General features: G+C 68.9%; 13 protein-coding genes and 1 tRNA gene. 9 read left to right on the top strand and 5 right to left on the bottom strand.

Going from position 1 to position 16,228, the window contains the following annotated elements; genetic code table 11:
* Positions 1–11: 11 nt before the first annotated feature.
* The 7 genes from IT347_09795 to IT347_09825 all read left to right on the top strand — a co-directional run bounded on the left by IT347_09795 (position 12) and on the right by IT347_09825 (position 7,955).
* Positions 12–3,173, top strand: coding sequence for a molybdopterin-dependent oxidoreductase (locus IT347_09795; GenBank protein MCC6349866.1), 3,162 nt, complete (start codon positions 12–14; stop codon positions 3,171–3,173).
* 11 nt (positions 3,174–3,184) lie between these two features.
* A complete protein-coding gene (gene nrfD / locus IT347_09800; protein MCC6349867.1) occupies positions 3,185–4,546 on the top strand; it encodes a polysulfide reductase NrfD in 1,362 nt (453 codons plus the stop codon).
* 26 nt (positions 4,547–4,572) lie between these two features.
* Entirely contained in the window at positions 4,573–5,094 is a 522-nt protein-coding gene (locus tag IT347_09805; GenBank protein ID MCC6349868.1) for a DUF3341 domain-containing protein, read from the top strand.
* Positions 5,087–5,653 (top strand): cytochrome c, encoded by a 567-nt coding sequence (locus tag IT347_09810; protein ID MCC6349869.1) that lies wholly within the window; start codon positions 5,087–5,089, stop codon positions 5,651–5,653. The genes IT347_09805 and IT347_09810 overlap by 8 nt, the downstream gene beginning before the upstream one ends.
* Positions 5,650–6,906: a hypothetical protein gene (locus IT347_09815; protein ID MCC6349870.1), complete on the top strand. Its 1,257-nt coding sequence runs from the start codon at positions 5,650–5,652 to the stop codon at positions 6,904–6,906. Before IT347_09810 ends, IT347_09815 begins: the two co-directional genes overlap by 4 nt.
* A gap of 130 nt (positions 6,907–7,036) precedes the next feature.
* Positions 7,037–7,119 (top strand) — tRNA-Leu (locus tag IT347_09820).
* A gap of 122 nt (positions 7,120–7,241) precedes the next feature.
* Positions 7,242–7,955 carry a hypothetical protein gene (locus IT347_09825; GenBank protein MCC6349871.1) on the top strand — a complete coding sequence of 238 codons (714 nt, stop codon included), beginning with the start codon at positions 7,242–7,244 and terminating at the stop codon, positions 7,953–7,955.
* A gap of 98 nt (positions 7,956–8,053) precedes the next feature.
* Here IT347_09825 and IT347_09830 read toward each other — a convergent pair whose 3' ends face one another.
* The 5 genes from IT347_09830 to IT347_09850 are packed head-to-tail and all read right to left on the bottom strand — an operon-like array spanning position 8,054 to position 11,719.
* Complete coding sequence (locus IT347_09830) at positions 8,054–8,260, bottom strand: hypothetical protein (protein ID MCC6349872.1); 207 nt, start codon at positions 8,258–8,260, stop codon at positions 8,054–8,056.
* Positions 8,261–8,263: 3 nt separating this feature from the next.
* On the bottom strand, positions 8,264–9,946 hold the full coding sequence (locus IT347_09835; protein ID MCC6349873.1) for a DUF4900 domain-containing protein: 1,683 nt from the start codon (positions 9,944–9,946) through the stop codon (positions 8,264–8,266).
* A gap of 15 nt (positions 9,947–9,961) precedes the next feature.
* The gene (locus IT347_09840) at positions 9,962–10,822 is read right to left on the bottom strand and encodes a type II secretion system protein (protein ID MCC6349874.1); all 861 of its coding nucleotides are present in this window, start codon (positions 10,820–10,822) and stop codon (positions 9,962–9,964) included.
* A 1-nt stretch (position 10,823) separates the two neighbouring features.
* Positions 10,824–11,246: a prepilin-type N-terminal cleavage/methylation domain-containing protein gene (locus tag IT347_09845; GenBank protein ID MCC6349875.1), complete on the bottom strand. Its 423-nt coding sequence runs from the start codon at positions 11,244–11,246 to the stop codon at positions 10,824–10,826.
* Positions 11,243–11,719: a GspH/FimT family pseudopilin gene (locus IT347_09850; protein ID MCC6349876.1), complete on the bottom strand. Its 477-nt coding sequence runs from the start codon at positions 11,717–11,719 to the stop codon at positions 11,243–11,245. The genes IT347_09845 and IT347_09850 overlap by 4 nt, the downstream gene beginning before the upstream one ends.
* 423 nt (positions 11,720–12,142) lie before the next feature.
* Between IT347_09850 and IT347_09855 the strand changes: the two genes are divergently transcribed.
* Positions 12,143–14,920: a 2-oxoglutarate dehydrogenase E1 component gene (locus IT347_09855; protein ID MCC6349877.1), complete on the top strand. Its 2,778-nt coding sequence runs from the start codon at positions 12,143–12,145 to the stop codon at positions 14,918–14,920.
* Entirely contained in the window at positions 14,917–16,221 is a 1,305-nt protein-coding gene (gene odhB, locus IT347_09860; GenBank protein MCC6349878.1) for a 2-oxoglutarate dehydrogenase complex dihydrolipoyllysine-residue succinyltransferase, read from the top strand. The genes IT347_09855 and odhB overlap by 4 nt, the downstream gene beginning before the upstream one ends.
* Positions 16,222–16,228: the final 7 nt, after the last annotated feature.

Genomic DNA, 16,228 nt, shown 5'->3' on the forward strand with positions numbered 1-16,228 from the left:
CCCGTTCCCCCATGTCGGATTCGGTGGTCTTCAATCGCCGCGACTTTCTCAAGCTGGTGGGCGTCGGCGTCGCCGGCGCGGCGGCGGGCTGCGCGAAGCCACCCGCGGAGAGACTGATTCCGTACCTGGTGGCGCCCGAGGACATCCTCCCGGGCGTTCCTTACTTCTACGCCAGCACCTGCCGTGAGTGCCCGGCCGCCTGCGGCATCGTCGTCCGCACGCGCGAGGGCCGCGCGATCAAGATCGAGGGCAACCCGGATCATCCGGTGAACCAGGGCGGACTGTGCGCGCGCGGGCAGGCGTCGCTGCAGGGGCTCTACGATCCCGACCGCCTGAAGACGCCGATGCTGAAGGAAGCGGGCAAGTGGCGGCCCGCCACCTGGGAGGAGGCGCTGGCGCTCGCCGCCGGCAAACTCGGCGCCGCGAAGGGCAGGACGCTGCTGCTCACCGGGCGCGAGACCGGCTCGATGCGCGCGCTGGCCCGCGATTTCGCGAAGGCCACCGGCGGCCGGCACGTGATGTGGGAGCCGTACGCGTACGAGGCGGTGCGGGCGGCCAACCAGAAGACGTTCGGCCTCGCGGCGGTGCCGCGCTACGACTTCGCCTCGGCGCGCTGCGTCATTTCGTTCGGCGCCGACTTCCTCGAGACGTTCGGTTCCCCGGTGGCGCAGGCGCGCGGATTCGCGGCCATGCGCGCGAAGCGGGACGATTCGGCCGGCTGGTTCGTTGCCGTCGAGCCGCGCCTTTCGCTGACGGGCGCGAACGCCGACGAGTGGGTCGCGATCCGGCCGGGAACCGAAGCCGCGCTCGCGCTCGGGCTCGCGCACGTGATCCTCGCCGAGAACCTCGGGCCGCCGGTGCCCGAGGGCGGCGCGCTGCGCGCCGCGGTCGCGGCCTGGACGCCCGACGAGGTCGCGAAGCAGACGGACGTGGACGCCGCAAGCGTGCAGCGGCTCGCGCGACTGTTCGTCAGGGCCGGCTCGCCGCTGGCGGTGGCGGGCGGCATCGCCGCCCAGGGCACGCAGGCGACCTCGCTGGTCGCCGCGGTCAACCTGCTCAACTACGCCTCGGGCGCGGTCGGCCGCACGCTGCGATTCGACCGGCCCCTCGACTTCGACGGCGTCTCCGGTTTCGCCGCCCTGGGCGAGGAACTGAAGGCGATGTCGGCCGGCGCGTTCGACGTCGCGCTCGTGAACGGCGCGAACCCCGCCTACGCGCTGCCGGCGTGGGCCGGCTTCGCGGACGCGTTCGCGAAGGTGCCCTTCAAGGTCGCGCTCGCGGCGGCGATGGACGAGACGGCGGACCAGTGCGACCTCGTGTTGCCGGTCCTGCACCCGCTCGAGAGTTTCGGCGACGACTTCGGCGTCAAGGGCGTCTTCTCGCTGATCCAGGCGACGATGAAGCCGCTGCCGATGTTCGACGCGCGCGCCGCCGGCGACGTGCTGCTGCAGCTCGGCACCGGCTCGGGACTTCTCACCGGCGCGGCCCCGGCGTGGTTCGACTACGTCAAGGCCAACTGGAAGCCGGTGCACGCGCGGCTGGGAAGCGGGCGCGACTTCGACACCTTCTGGCTGGACTCGCTCAAGGCCGGCGGCGTCTGGGAGCCGGCCGCGAATCCCGCGGTGCGCTGGGCCGGTGCGCCCGTGTTCGCGACGTCGCCGCTCGCGGGCGAGGGCGACTACACGCTGGTCGTGGTGCCGTCGAACAATTTCCACGACGGCCGCGGCGCGAACAAGCCCTGGCTGCAGGAACTGCCCGACATGACCAGCAAGGCGGTGTGGGGCACCTGGGCCGAAATCCACCCCGACACGGCGAAGAAGCTGGGGCTGGACTCCGGCGACGCCGTTCGCGTCGAGACTTCGGCCGGCAGCGTCACGGTGCCCGCGTACCCGTATGCCGGCATCCGTCCGGATACGGTGGCGATCACCCTCGGGCAGGGCCACACGAACTATGGTCGCTACGCGACCGGCCGCGGCGTCAACGCGCTCGCGCTCGTGCCGCAGGCGACCGACGCCGCTTCGGGCGCGCTCGCGTACCTGGGCGCGAAGGCGAAGCTGGCCGCGGGCGCGAAGGCGGCCAGCCTGTACCTGCAGCAGGCCACCAAGGACCAGCACGATCGCGGCATCGCGCAGGTCATCCCGGTCGCTCAGCTGCTCGCGGCGGCGGGTGCGTCCGGCGGGCACGCGACGGAAGGCGGGCACGCGAGCGAAGCGAAGGGCGCGCACGAGCGCGCGTATCCGGGGCACTACCCGGGCGGCGAGGGCGTGCACGGCGACGTGAGCCCGATGCAGATGAAGAAGGGCCGCTACACCGAGCCGCTGGCGCGCCCCGACTCGGTGAAGATGCCCGCGCACACGATCACCGCCTTCGAGAGCGAGCTCAAGGGGCGCGGACCGCGCGCGAATCCGGTCAACGTCGGCAGCTACGCGACCGCCAAGCACCGCTGGGCGATGGCGATCAACCTCGACGCCTGCACCGGCTGCGCCGCGTGCGTCGTGGCGTGCTACGCCGAGAACAACATTCCGGTCGTGGGTCCCGAACTGGTCCAGAAGGGCCGCGAGATGGCGTGGATCCGTATCGACCGCTTCGAGGAGAAGCTCGCGCCGGGCGCCGCCGACGTGCGCTTCATTCCCATGATGTGCCAGCACTGCGGCGACGCGCCGTGCGAGATGGTGTGCCCGGTCTACGCGACCTTCCACACGCCCGAGGGGATCAACGGGCAGGTTTACAACCGCTGCGTCGGCACGCGGTACTGCTCGAACAACTGCCCGTACAAGGTGCGCGCGTTCAACTGGTTCGACTACAGCGCGCCCGAGAAGGTGACCTTCGCGTTCCCCGAACCGCTCAACTGGCAGCTCAATCCCGACGTCACGGTCCGCTCCAAGGGCGTGATGGAGAAGTGCTCGATGTGCATCCAGCGCATCCTCGAGGGCAAGGGCAACGCCAAGGACGAGCATCGCGAGGTCCGCGACGGCGAGATCCAGACCGCGTGCGCGCAAAGCTGCCCGGCGCGGGCCATCACGTTCGGCGACCTTGCCGACGCCGATTCGGCCGTGCACAAGGCCAGCTTCGGCGAGCGGCGCTACTGGGTGTTCGACGAACTCAACACGAAGCCGGGCGTCACGTACCTGCAGAAGGTCAAGCGGGACACGATGAGCGGGGGGCAGGCGTGACGACGACGACCCTGCGGGATCTGACCGTGGACGGCGTGAACGACGTGGACGAACGTCCCGTCACGCAGAAATCGCTGAACGACGACGTCCTCAGGCTGATCAGCCTGCCGGGCAAGGTCTGGTGGACGCTGTTCCTGCTCGACCTGATCGTGCTCGCGGTCGCGCTCGCCTCGGTGCGCAACCTGATCGTGCTCGGCTGGGGCGTCTCGGGCTTCCAGCGCCCGGTCATGTGGGCGGTCGGCATCACGAACTTCGTCTTCTGGGTCGGCATCGCGCACTGCGGCACGCTGGTCTCGGCGGTGCTGTTCCTGTTCCGCTCGCATTTCCGGCGCGCCGTGTATCGCATCGCCGAGGCGATGACGATCTTCGGCGTGCTGACCGCGGCCGTCTTCCCGGCGATCCACACCGGCCGGCCGTGGTTCGACTACTGGCTGTTCCCCTATCCGAACCAGCGCCAGATCTGGACGAACATCCGCTCGCCGCTCGAGTGGGACGTGTTCGCCGTCAACACCTACCTGACGATCTCGAGCATCTTCTTCCTCGTCGGGCTCATTCCCGACATCGCCGCCGCGCGCGACCGCGCCAAACACCCGGTGATGCGGCTGATCTTCTCGCTCCTGTCGTTCGGCTGGTCCGGCGCGAACTACCAGTGGAAGCACTTCTACGGCGCCTACCTGTTCTTCGCCGCGCTCGCGACGCCGCTGGTCTTCTCGGTGCACTCGGTCGTCTCGTGGGACTTCGCGATGGCGCAGGTCCCGGGCTGGCACACCACGATCTTCGCGCCCTACTTCGTGGCGGGCGCGATCTTCTCGGGTGTGGCGATGGTGATCTTCCTGCTCATCATCATCCGCAAGGGCTTCAACCTGCAGCACCTGGTCACCATCGACCACATGGAGAAATTGTCCAAGCTCGTGCTGCTGACCTCGAGCATGGTCGGCTACTCGTACCTGACCGAGTTCTTCATGGCGTGGGCGGGCCCGAGCAAGACCGAGCGCGACCTGTTCGTGTTCCGGGCGTTCGGGCACTACTGGTGGGCCTTCTGGATCATGTTCAGCTGCAACGTGATCTTCCCGCTGTCGCTGTGGTTCAAGTCCGTGCGGCGAAACATGACGGCGCTGTTCATCCTTTCGATCCTGGTCAACGTCGGAATGTGGTTCGAGCGGTTCGTCATCATCGTCACCTCGCTGGCGCGCGCCTTCAACCCGTCGAACTGGTTCCACTACCGCATCTCGATCACCGAGATCGCGCTGATCGTCGGGTCGTTCGCGTGGTTCTTCATGTTCTTCCTCGTGTTCGTCCGATTGCTGCCGGCGTTCTCGATCACCGAGATCAAGGAAACGCTGCCCGTTCCGCGGCGAAAGGGGAGCCACTGATGCTGGGCGGGATGTTGGAACGCATCTTGAACCCGGTGCCCCCGAAGTTCAGCGGCGTGCTGGGCGTCTGGTACTACGTGGACGACGCCGCCGACGCGGTGAAGGCGCTGCGCCAGGCCGGGCACGCGGACCTCAACGTGTTCTCGCCCGTGCCGCACCACGAGCTCGAGAGCGCGCTCGACCACGGCCCGTCGCTGGTCCGCTGGGTCACGGCGGTGGGCGGCTTTCTGGGCGCCGCCGGCGGTTTCGGCCTGTGCTACTACACGCTGTGGGCGTGGCCGCTCGTCATCGGCGGCAAGGAGCTCTATTCACTGCCGCCGATGACCGTGATCGGCTACGAATCCATGATTCTCATCGCCGGCATCGCGAACCTGATCGGCATGCTCGCGCTCGCGAGGCTGCCGCAGGTCAAGCCGGTGGCGCCCTACGATCCGCGCTTCCAGGAGGACCGCATCGGCGTCTGGGTGCCGTGTGACGCGAAGGCCGCGCAGCGCGTCGAGGAAGTGATGAAGGGCAGCGGGGCCGAGGAGGTGCAGGTCCATGCTTAAGCCCGCGCTCCTGCTCGGCGTCCTCGCGCTGTGGTCGGTGTCCTTCCAGCAGGGCTGCCAGGATCTGAAGAAGTCGCTCACGCACCTGCGCTATTACCCGATCCGCGACATGCGCCAGACCATCGTGATCGACCCGCAGCGTTACGACCCGACGAACGGCAAGTGGGTCACCTTTCGCGCCCCGGACTCGCTGGCCGTCTCGTCGATCGGCCAGGACCGCTGGATCGGCTCCGCGCCCTACGACGAAACGGCGCCGCTGATCCACGACCCCACGCCCGTGACCGACGAATCCATCGTGCGCGGCGACACCTTGTTCCGCGCGATCTGTTCGCCCTGCCACGGCAAGACGATGATGGGGGACGGCACGGTCGTGCCGTTCTTCATGCCGCCGCCCGACCTGCTCGCGCAGGCGACGCGCGATCGCAGCGACGGCTTCATCTACAGCTACATGCGCTACGGCGGGGTGGTGATGCCGTCGTACGGGAACGCCCTCTCGGCGCACGACGCGTGGGACATTTTGCACTACCTCCGCCACATGCAGAAGGTCAGCCCGAGATGAGCCACGAGGACGTGCTCCGCGACATCGCCGGCAAGCTCCCCGTCCGGCCCAACGCGCGCAAGCGGCGGATCTGGATCGCCTGTTTCGTCGTCGGGGCGGCGTCGCTCGCCTACCTGTTCGCGACCAACCCGCTGCGTGCCTGGGGCGCGTGGGCGATCAACACGATCTACTTCCTCGGTGTGGCCCAGGGCGCCATCGCGCTTTCCGCCTCGTACCGGCTGTCGAACGGTCGCTGGGGCGGTCCGGTGATGCGCATCGCCGAGTCCTTCACGGCCTACCTGCCCGTCGGCATCGCGACGCTGCTGGTGCTGCTCGTCGGCGGCATCGGGACCTACCTGCCGTGGGTGCAGGGAGTCGAGCCGCGGCTCAAGCCGTTCCTGAACGTGCCGTTCCTCTACGTGCGCACGCTCGGCGGCGCGCTGCTCTTCTGGTGGCTGTCGGCGAAGCTGGTCCGGGTGACGCTGCGCTCCGACCTTCAGGCCCTCAAGCCGCACGTGGCGCCCGAGCTGAAGGCCGAGTACGAGCGCATGTCGGCGAACTGGAAGGGCGACGAGGCGGAGGCGAAATGGCGCCGTCACGAGCTCGCTCACCTCTCGCCCCAGCTGGCGCTGACCTTCGTGATCTTCTTCTCCGTGCTCGGCTGGGACTTCATCATGGAGCTGACGCCGAACTGGGTGAGCGGCCTGTTCGGCTGGTGGATCTATGCCGGGGCGTTCATCGCGGGCATCGCGATGACGGCTTTCATGGCCGTGCAGCTGCGCGCGAAGTACCGGCTCGAGGCGTACATCTCGACCAACATGTTCTGGGACATCGGCAAGATCCTGTTCGCCTGGTGCATCTTCTGGGCCTACCTGTTCTGGTCGCAGTACCTGACCATCTGGTACGCGAACATTCCCGAAGAGAGCTGGTGGGTGTTCATCCGTTTCGAGGAGCCGTGGCGCACGCTGTCGTTCACGGTATTCACGCTGGTGTTCGCCATTCCCTTCCTCGGAATGCTCAACAAACCCGCGAAGACGAAGCCCGTGCTGCTCATGACCTTCTCGCTCATCGTGCTCGTCGGTATCTGGCTCGAGCGCGTCGTCCTCGTGATGCCGTCGCTGAACGCCGAGCAGGTCTGGCTCGGGCTGCCGGAGATCGGGGTCACGATCGGCTTCCTCGGTCTGTTCGGCTGGCCGGTGCAGAGCTTCCTGTCGAAGTTCCCCGTCGTGAACGTGACCGACGTGTTAGAGGGCGCGGGAAGATCCGGGCACTGACGTCTTTCCTCCGCCGATGACGGCGCCCGGATCCTCGCCTCGAGGGTCCGGGCGTTTCTCGTTTCGAGGCTCGTTCGGGGGCGTTGGGGATCGCATGCGGGCGGGTTCTGGGCCCGCCCGATCGGAAGACGCCGGGATGGCGGAATGGCAGACGCAGCGGACTTAAAATCCGCTGGGGGAAACCCCGTGCAGGTTCGAGCCCTGCTCCCGGCACATCTCCGAAGTCGGGACGAACGACGGCAGGTGCGGATCGAAAGAGCGGGGCGGACCCGTGCGGCGTTCGTGTATCCTGCGCGCTCGTCGGCGCTCCGCGCGCCGCCCACAGGGAGGTGCGATTGGGGCTCTGGCGGTGGCTGGCGACGTCGTGCGACGCGGGCTGGCGGCGGCATGCGCGGTTTCTGGGACTCGGCTGGCTCGGCGGCCTGCTGGTGTGCGCGCTCGCCGCGTGGGCGGGGCACGGGCTTTACTACTTTCTCGACTTCCGCTGGAGCGGACGGCCGTTGTCGGGGTTGATGACGCTGGCGAGCGGCTTCTGCCTGGTCATTTGCGGCAGCGGTTTCCTGGTCGCCTCCCGGCGCGCGATGCGAACGCCGGGGCAGGGGCGTGAATGGCTGGGCTGGCTCCTCGGCGGGCTGGGTTGCTTCTGGCTCGCATTCGACGAAGTCGGCCAGCTTCACGAGCAGGCGGCGGAACTGCTGCTTCGCGCGGGTGTCCCGCGTCCGCTGGGCGTGCTCGACACGGATCTGTACGTCTTCACGGCCTACGTGGCGGGGCTGGTGCTCGTCGTCGCGATGCTGTGGCCGACGCGCCGGGCACTCGAGCCGGCCATGCTCCCCCTGGCCGTCGCGCTCGTCTGCTTCGCGCTGTCCGAGGTGTTCGACCAGCTTCCGTGGGACCGCCTCGCGCCCGCGACGCGGCCATGGGTGGGAACGACCGAGGAGGTCTACAAGTCGCTCGGTGCGTGGTCGCTGGCGATGTGCGGGCTGCTGTGCGCCGACGAGGCGACTCGCGCGGACGCGAACCCGGGCGAGCGTGTCGGTCGAACCTGACGCCCGCGAGCGGGCGCCGCGGGAGCGCGACGGGCCGAAAGCGCCGAGGCCGCCCGGAAGGTTCCGGACGGCCTCGAATCATGCGCGGTTGCAGGGGCTCATCCCGGCAGTCCGCCGTTCACCTCGGTGACGATCGGAGCCTCGGGCTTCTGCTTCGCCGGCTTCGGCTTCGCGGGGGCGCTGGCCCGCACGGGAGCGGCGGTGGGCCGCGGCTGGTTCGAGCGCCAGCCGAGGAACGCGAGCGCCGCCACGGTCACGAGGGCGACGGCCCACACGAGCGGTCCCGGGCCGGACTTGTTCTCCATGGCTCAGATCTCCTTCCACGACAGCGTGCGCGCCGTCGGCATGTTGGAGTTGAAGCGGAGCGTGGTCGGATAGCACGGCGGCACGAGGCCGCGCTTGTCGTAGCGGAAGTTGCGGCCGTAGCCGGTGAGCAGCTTGCCCGTCCTGGTGTCGAACGTGAAGAACGGGCCGTAGAAGGTTTCGGTGATGCCACCGCGAAGATTGAAGATGCCGCGCGAGGAGCCGCTGTTGTAGTTGTCCACCGTGAACTGGCCGTCGGTGGCGTCGGTCGCCATCACGAACGCGTCGAGGTTGAGATTGTCGGGAGCGCCGCTGCCGACGTGCACCGCACCGACGGGCGTGAAGATGCCGAGCACGTTCGCGGCCTTGTCGTAGCTGTCGTAGGTCAGGTCGCGCGTCAGCGTGATGTCTCCGTTGGCGGTCAGCAGCATCTTGTTGCCCTCGGCGACCGCCGGCAGGACGAGCCCGCCGCTCGTGCGGTCAGGTCCGCGCAGGTCGCTGATGCTGCCGTTCACGAACAGCTGGCCGTTGGGGACGCCGGTGAAGGAGGCGTCCGGCGAGCCGCTGAAGCTGGACCCGTTCCAGACCTTCGTCGAGCCGCCGGAGGCCGGGTCCACGCATACGGTCTTCACCGTGCTGCCCTGCGTGAACTGGTACCACTGGCGGTTGCCCACCGTGTCCGCCCACATCTTGCACTTGTCGAGCCTGCCCTGGATGTACAGGCCGCCCGTCATCGCGCCGGTGGTGGCCGAAGCGCCGCCCGAGTTGACCATGTAGATGCCGTTCGGCGGGGTGCTCGAGCCCGCGCCCGTGCCGAGCACGCCGTTCACGTACGAGTTGGTCGGCGAGGTCGTGGCACCCGCGTTGCCGAGCGCCTCCTGCTGCTGGTTGTAGGCGTTCGTGGGCAGCGGAATGTCCGGCTGACCCCGGTAGAAGCCGTTGCCGAAGTTGGGCACGTCGATCGTGCCGTTGTTGTTCGCGGCGAGCGTCTTGGGGCTGCCGTTGTTGTTGAACATCGCCCTGGAGTTGGTGCTCGTCACCGCGTCGTAGAAGGTCGGCTTGAACGCGAAGTGGAGCATGTCGTTCGCGTGCACGCGGCCGTCGAAGGTGACGCTCGAGGTGAACCAGATGGCCGCGCCGCTGGTCGAGGTGTGGTTCTCGAGGAAGATCAGGTAGTCGGCGAACGTGCCGCGCGTGGCGCTCAGGCGCAGGTTGCCGGACGCCTGCACGCGGCGGGTGCCGCCGTTGCCGACGGTGCCCTGCGACTGGATCGTGAAGCGGTAGTCGTACGCCTGCATCTGCTTGGTGATGTCCGTGTCGGCCCAGGCGATGGTGCCGCTGGCCGAGAACGGCGGGTTGGAGGAGGCGACGGTGAAGACGCCGTTCGGGAAGATCGCGCCCGGGTTCTTGATCACCAGGCTGTCCATGCCGTTCCACGCGGCGACGCAGCTGTCCACCTTCGCCTGCGCGAAGTTGGCCAGCCACTGCTGCTCCGTGCGCACGCCGGCGTCGGCGGCGTAGAGCGAGGCCTTGGCGATCTGGACGTTGGACGACATGGCGCGCTCGCCGACCGTGGTCGTCATGAACGTCGCGACGATGATCGACGACATCAGGACCACGAGAATCGCGGCGGCCAGGGCGATCCCTCGCTCCGAATGCGTGCGGTGCGGGCTGCGAGCGGGAACCATGGGAAACCTCCGGAGCTAGAACGTGCGTGGGCGGATCGAAGCCCACACGCTGTCGCGCAGGGTGCCGTACCGGGCGTCGTCCACCCGGGTGAAAACCACGGGAATGATCTTGTCCACCATGTTCAGGTCGACGGGATCGCGGGTCCACGTGCCGTCCTGGAGCTGGTACCAGACGCGGAAGCCGCTGACGTCGTAGGCGACGACCTGGCGAGGCTGGCCGGGCTCGTAGCGAACCACGCACGGTTTGCGGAAGCTCGTCGAGTCGTACACGTAGCTGGACATCGTGACCTTGTACAGGTACGAGCCCGAGCCGTATCCGGGCGAGGGCGGCCAGTTCGTGTGGCCGGTGTTGTAGGACGACGTGTTGGCGTGCAGCAGCGTGTTGGTGCCGGTGTTGACACCGGTCACCTGGAACAGGTGCGCGCGCTGACTCTGCTTGTCGGTGATGAGCACGAGATCGTCTACGTTGATGCCGGCCACGCTGGCGACGGTCAGCGCCGAGTTTTCGTCGAGCATGTTCGCCGTCAGGGTCGTCGCGGACTGCCAGGCGCCGAGCAGGACGATCGAGTCCGGACTGGTCGGGCCGCCGTAACCGAAGTTGATGGCCTGCAGGTCCGCGCCGCCGCCGGAGCGGACGACCGTGCGACCCCAGCCCGAGCCCGACATGCGAACCTCACGCTCGAGGAGCTGCACGGCGGTGCGCGCCATCTGCCGCTCCTCGGCGACCTTGGTCACGCGGGTGCTCTGGTTCTGCGAACCGGTGAGGGCGAGAAACACCATGCCGAGCACGCCGCCCAGCACGGTCAGCGTCACGAGCAGCTCGATCAGGCCGAAGCCGTGAACGGCCGCCGCGGGGGTCGGGACACGGGACCGCATCTCAACCTCCCGACTGCGGGCACACGATCGTGACCGCGGCTTCGGCCTTGGCGCCGACACTGTTCTTCGAGACGCTCACCACGACGCGCTTGCACCCGGCGATCGGCGCGTCGTCCGTGACGGTCCACCTCACGTAGTAGGTGCTGTCCACCGGGTTTTCCGGGTCCGTGTGGGCGCCCGAGAGCAGATCGTCGTGACCATAGGGCGTGGTCAGCAGGGTCTCGGCCCTTTCGGCGGCGAGCGCCGACGCGCGAGTCTGCACGCCGGCCTTGGTGACGCGCTTGGTCGCGGCCGGGACGACGAGGCCGAGCGACAGCACGCCGACGGCGAAGATCACCAGCGCGACCATGACCTCGATGAGCGTGAAGCCCGCGCGAGGGTTGCGGAGTCCTGCTGGGCGACGGGAGCGGAGTCGTTCGTTCATGGCCGGTACGCGATTCCCGCGGCGGAGACCTGGAGCGTGTCGCTGTTGCCGCGCTGATTGGCGAACACGAGCGTTCCGCCGTTCGAACCCGGCCAGAGGATCCCGCTGATGTCGAACACCAGCGTGTCGGGTTGCGGAGAGACGGAGACGCTGAGGAGCTGCGTGGTCGAAGGCAGGTTGCGCCGGTAAAGGCGCTCGTCGGTGTCGAGGACGCCGTTGGCGTTCTTGTCCACGTAGATCTGGTAGCTGGTGATGTTGGTGGTGGCCGGGGGGTTGCCGAAGATGACGTAGACCGGGGAGCGCCTCGAGACGGCGTACTGCCGGGCGCTCCGCAGGTCCTCGAGCAGGTTCGTCCTCACCTGCTTGAGCGCGAGCGAGTTCCGGTAGCTCCCGAACGCGGGCAGGCCGATCGCGAAGATGATCCCCGCGACGACCAGCACGATCATGAGCTCCATGAGGCTGAATCCATCCATGCGACGCACTGCCCACCTCCAAGGTGCAAGCCGGACACAATCCAATGCTGCCTCTGCAAGTCCGGGGCCGGGCAGCTCCGGCGCTTCAAGCCCAGCCTCCGCTGGCGTCTGGGAGATCTCGCCCGGCCGGAGGCTGGCGTTTTGCAGCCCGGAAGCCCGCTCCGCCGTGCGTCCCGCACGGACGTGCGCCGCTCGATGACCCGAAAGCTCGTCCGGAGTTCGGCGGTCCGAGGCGCCAGGCCCCGCAGTTCGCACTGGGCCGAAGCGCCCGACTGTGGACCCGGCTCATTCTCTACCGGGGGACGGCCAGAACTCGCCCGTGAACACCTGCCGATTCATCTGTTATAAGGAACGCCCATCGGACCCGCGGCGCTCGCACCGCCTGCTGCGCCCAGCGGGCCTCGGCATTTACCCGAGGGAGTCATGTCGCGGCCACTCGATTTCGTCCTGCGTGCCAACGCCGACTACATCGACGCGCAGCACTCGCGCTGGCAGGCCGATCCCGCGTCGGTTCCGCCCGAGTGGGCGCTGTTTTTCGCGGGCGTCGAGGTCGGCGCCCGGCGTGACCGAGGCGAGGCGACTGCCCAGACCACGTCCGAGGGGGGCGCCCAGGGGGTGATCCACGCCTACCGCGAGTTCGGCCACCTGGTGGCCCGGCTCGATCCCCTGGGCTCGGGTCCTCAGCAGCACCCGTTCCTGGAGCTCGCGGCGCACGGGCTCTCGGAGGCCGATCTCGATCGGCCCGTCTCCGGGGCACCGTTCCTCGGAGAGTTCGGCGGCACGCTGCGCCAGCTGATCGAGGCGCTGCGTTCGACCTACTGCGGAACCCTGGCGGTCGAATACATGGACATCTCGGATCCGGCGCGTCGCGAGTGGCTGGCGGACCAGATCGAGCGCGGGCTCAACCGCCCCCGACCCACCCCGGGAGAAAGGGTCCGCATCCTTCGCGCGCTGCTGGCGGCCGACGGGTTCGAACACTTCCTGCACGCCCGCTATACCGGTCAGAAGCGCTTCTCGCTCGAGGGCGCCGCGAGCCTGATTCCGATGTTCGAGTCGCTGACGGTCGAGGCCGGGCTGCTGGGCGTCGAGACGCTGCGGATGGGCATGCCGCATCGCGGCCGGCTCAACTTCCTCGCGAACATCCTGAAGAAGCCGCTCGAGGAAATCTTCAGCGAGTTCGAGGGCAGCTTCCTGCCCGAGGACGTCCAGGGGCATGGCGACGTGAAGTACCACCTCGGCTACTCGTCGAGCATGCCGCTGCCGAACGGCCGCAGCATCGCGCTGTCGCTGTGCTACAACCCCAGCCATCTGGAGTTCGTCAACCCGGTCGTGCTCGGATCGCTGCGCGCCAAGCAGCAGGTGGCGGGGGACACCACGCGCACCCGCGGCGTGCCGGTGCTGATTCACGGCGACGCCGCCTTCGCGGGCGAAGGCATCGTCGCCGAGACCCTGGCGCTCGCGCAGCTGCCGGCCTACGTCACCGGCGGCACGATCCACGTCATCGTCAACAATCAGGTGGGCTTCACGACCTCGCCGGAGTACTCGCGCCCGACCCGTTATCCGACGGCGATCGCACGGGCGCTGGACGCGCCGGTGTTCCACGTCAACGGCGACGACCCGGAGGCCTGCGTGCGCGCGATGTCGCTCGCCCTCGCATGGCGCATGCGCTTCCAGCGCGACGTGTTCATTGATCTCGTGTGCTATCGCCTGCACGGGCACAACGAGATGGACGATCCGACCTTCACCCAGCCGGTCATGTACAAGGCCATCGCCGAACACGTGCCGGCCGCCCGCCGCTATGCCGGGCGGCTGGTCGCCGAGGGCGTGCTCGATTCCGCCACGCTCGAGAAGATCGAGTCCGAACTCGCCGCCACGTTCCGTGCCGCGCACCGCAAGGCGACCAGCGATCCCGTGCCCCCGAACCGCGGAAATCCGGCGGGCCTGTGGCGCGGGCTGGAGTGGGCGGGTGAGGACTGGAGCGCCGACACGCGCGTGCCGCGGGCCACTCTGGAGCAGATTCTGCACGGGCTGACGAACCTGCCGGAGGACTTCCGGCCCCACCGCAAGATCGCGCAGCTTGCCGTGGACCGCCGGAAGATGCTCCTCGAGGACCGGGTGGACTGGTCGCTCGGGGAGTCGCTCGCCTACGGCTCGCTGCTGCTCGAGGGCCGGAACGTCCGGCTCTCGGGACAGGATTCGGGGCGGGGCACGTTCACGCACCGCCATGCGATGCTGCACGACGCCGAGGATGGCCGCCGGTGGGTGCCACTGCAGCACCTCGCGCCGGAGCAGGGACGTTTCGAGATCGTGGACACGATGCTCAGCGAAGCGGCCGTGCTCGGCTTCGAATACGGTTACAGCACGGCCGACCCCCACACGCTGGTGATCTGGGAGGCGCAGTTCGGGGACTTCGCCAACGCCGCCCAGGTCATCGTGGACCAGTTCGTGGCGAGCGGCGAGGCCAAGTGGGGCCGCATGTCGGGCCTGACGCTGTACCTGCCGCACGGCTACGAAGGGCAGGGACCGGAGCATTCCAGCGCGCGGCTCGAGCGGTTCCTGGAGCTGTGCGCCGATCGCAACATGCAGGTGTGCAACCTGACGACGCCCGCACAGCTGTTCCACGCCCTGCGCCGCCAGCTGCACCGGCGCTTCCGCAAGCCGCTGGTCCTGATGAGCCCCAAGAGCCTGCTCCGGCACAAGCTCGCGGTCTCGCGCGTGGAGGAGTTCGAGCGCGGGGCGTTCCAGGTCGTGATCGACGATCCGCGAACCGACGTCGCGGCCGTGACGCGCGCGCTGATCGTTTCGGGCAAGCTCTACTACGCGCTGCTCGAAGCACGGGCGGCGGGCAAACGCGAGGACGTCGCGATCCTGCGGCTCGAGCAGCTCTATCCCTTCCCCGGCGACGAACTCAAGGCGGCGCTCGCGCGCTACCCGAACCTCAAGGAGGTCCGCTGGGTTCAGGAGGAGCCGGCCAACATGGGGGGCTGGCGGGCGATGCGCCACCGCATTGACGGCGTCCGTCCGGCGGGCACGGACTTCCGGCGCATCTCGCGCCCGGCGGCGTCCTCGCCGGCGACTGGCTACTACGGAATGCACCAGCAACAGGAGCAGCAGCTCCTCGCCGAGGCCTTTGGCGCCACCGTCGTGGATCGCGACTCCGAAGGGCGCCCGGCACGGGCGATGAAGGGAGCAAGGCCGTGAGCGTCGAGATCCGGGTACCGAGACTGGCCGAGTCCATCTCCGAGGCGGTGCTCGTGGAATGGCTGAAGGACGACGGCGCCGCCGTGCGCGTGGACGAGCCGGTCGCGACGCTCGAGACCGACAAGGCGGCGGTCGAAATCGTCGCGGACACCTCCGGCGTGCTTCGCCACGCACGGAAGGTCGGCGAAACCGTGCAGGTCGGGGACGAACTCGGCCGGATCGAAGCTGGCGGGGTCTCGGCCCCGCCCTCCGCGGCGGTCGCGTCAGCGCCAGAGGCCGCCCCGCCGGCCGTCGCGGCCGCGGGCCCCGCGGCGGCGCCCGCGAAGGACACGACGCTCTCGCCGGCGGTCCGAAGAATCGTCGAGGAGCGCGGGCTCGATCCGGCCGCGCTGCAGGGCACAGGTCCCGGCGGCCGCGTGCTCAAGGAAGACGCGCTGCGTGCCGCGGCGTCCGCCCCGGCGGCGCGCGCGGCCGTGCCGCAACCGCCACCGGCCGGTTCCGCGCCCTGGGCCGCGCCCGATTCGGCGCCGGCGGTCGCTCCGCGGCCGGCAGCGCCGGAGCCGGCGACGCCTCCCGCCGCGCTCGAAACTCCCGCGCCCGGCTCGGACGAGCGCATCGTGCCGATGAGCCGGATTCGCGCGCGCATCGCCGAGAAGCTGGTGCGCGCCCAGCAGACGGCGGCGATCCTCACCACCTTCAACGAGGTGGACATGTCGCGCGTGATGGAATCGCGGGCGCGCTGGAAGGACGCATTCGAGAAGAAGCACGGCGTGCGCCTCGGGCTGATGAGCTACTTCGGCCGGGCGTGCATCGAGGCCCTCGAGGACGTGCCGGCGGTCAACGCCGAGATCCGCGGCAGCGACATCGTCTATCACGACGTCGTGCACCTCGGCATCGCGGCGAGCACGCCGAGGGGCCTGGTCGTTCCGGTCGTGCGCAACGCCGAGCGGCTCGACTTCGCCGGCCTCGAGCGCGAGATCGCGCGCCTGGCCGGCCGCGCCCGGGACGGCATCCTCACGCCGCAGGAACTCTCGGGGGGCACGTTCACGATCACCAACGGCGGCGTCTTCGGATCCCTGCTTTCGACGCCGATCCTGAATCCACCGCAGAGCGGCATCCTCGGCATGCACAAGATCGAGAAGCGGGCGGTGGTGGTGGACGACTCCGTGGTCGTGCGGCCGATGATGTACCTGGCGCTCTCCTACGACCACCGCCTGATCGACGGCGAGCAGGCCGTGACGTTCCTCGTGCGCGTGAAGGAGCGCCTCGAGGATCCCGAGCGGCTGATGCTGGCGGTCTGAGGGAGCG

This window comes from Candidatus Eisenbacteria bacterium, assembly GCA_020847735.1.
In the GTDB taxonomy this organism is placed as follows: Bacteria; Eisenbacteria; RBG-16-71-46; order RBG-16-71-46; family RBG-16-71-46; genus CAIXRL01.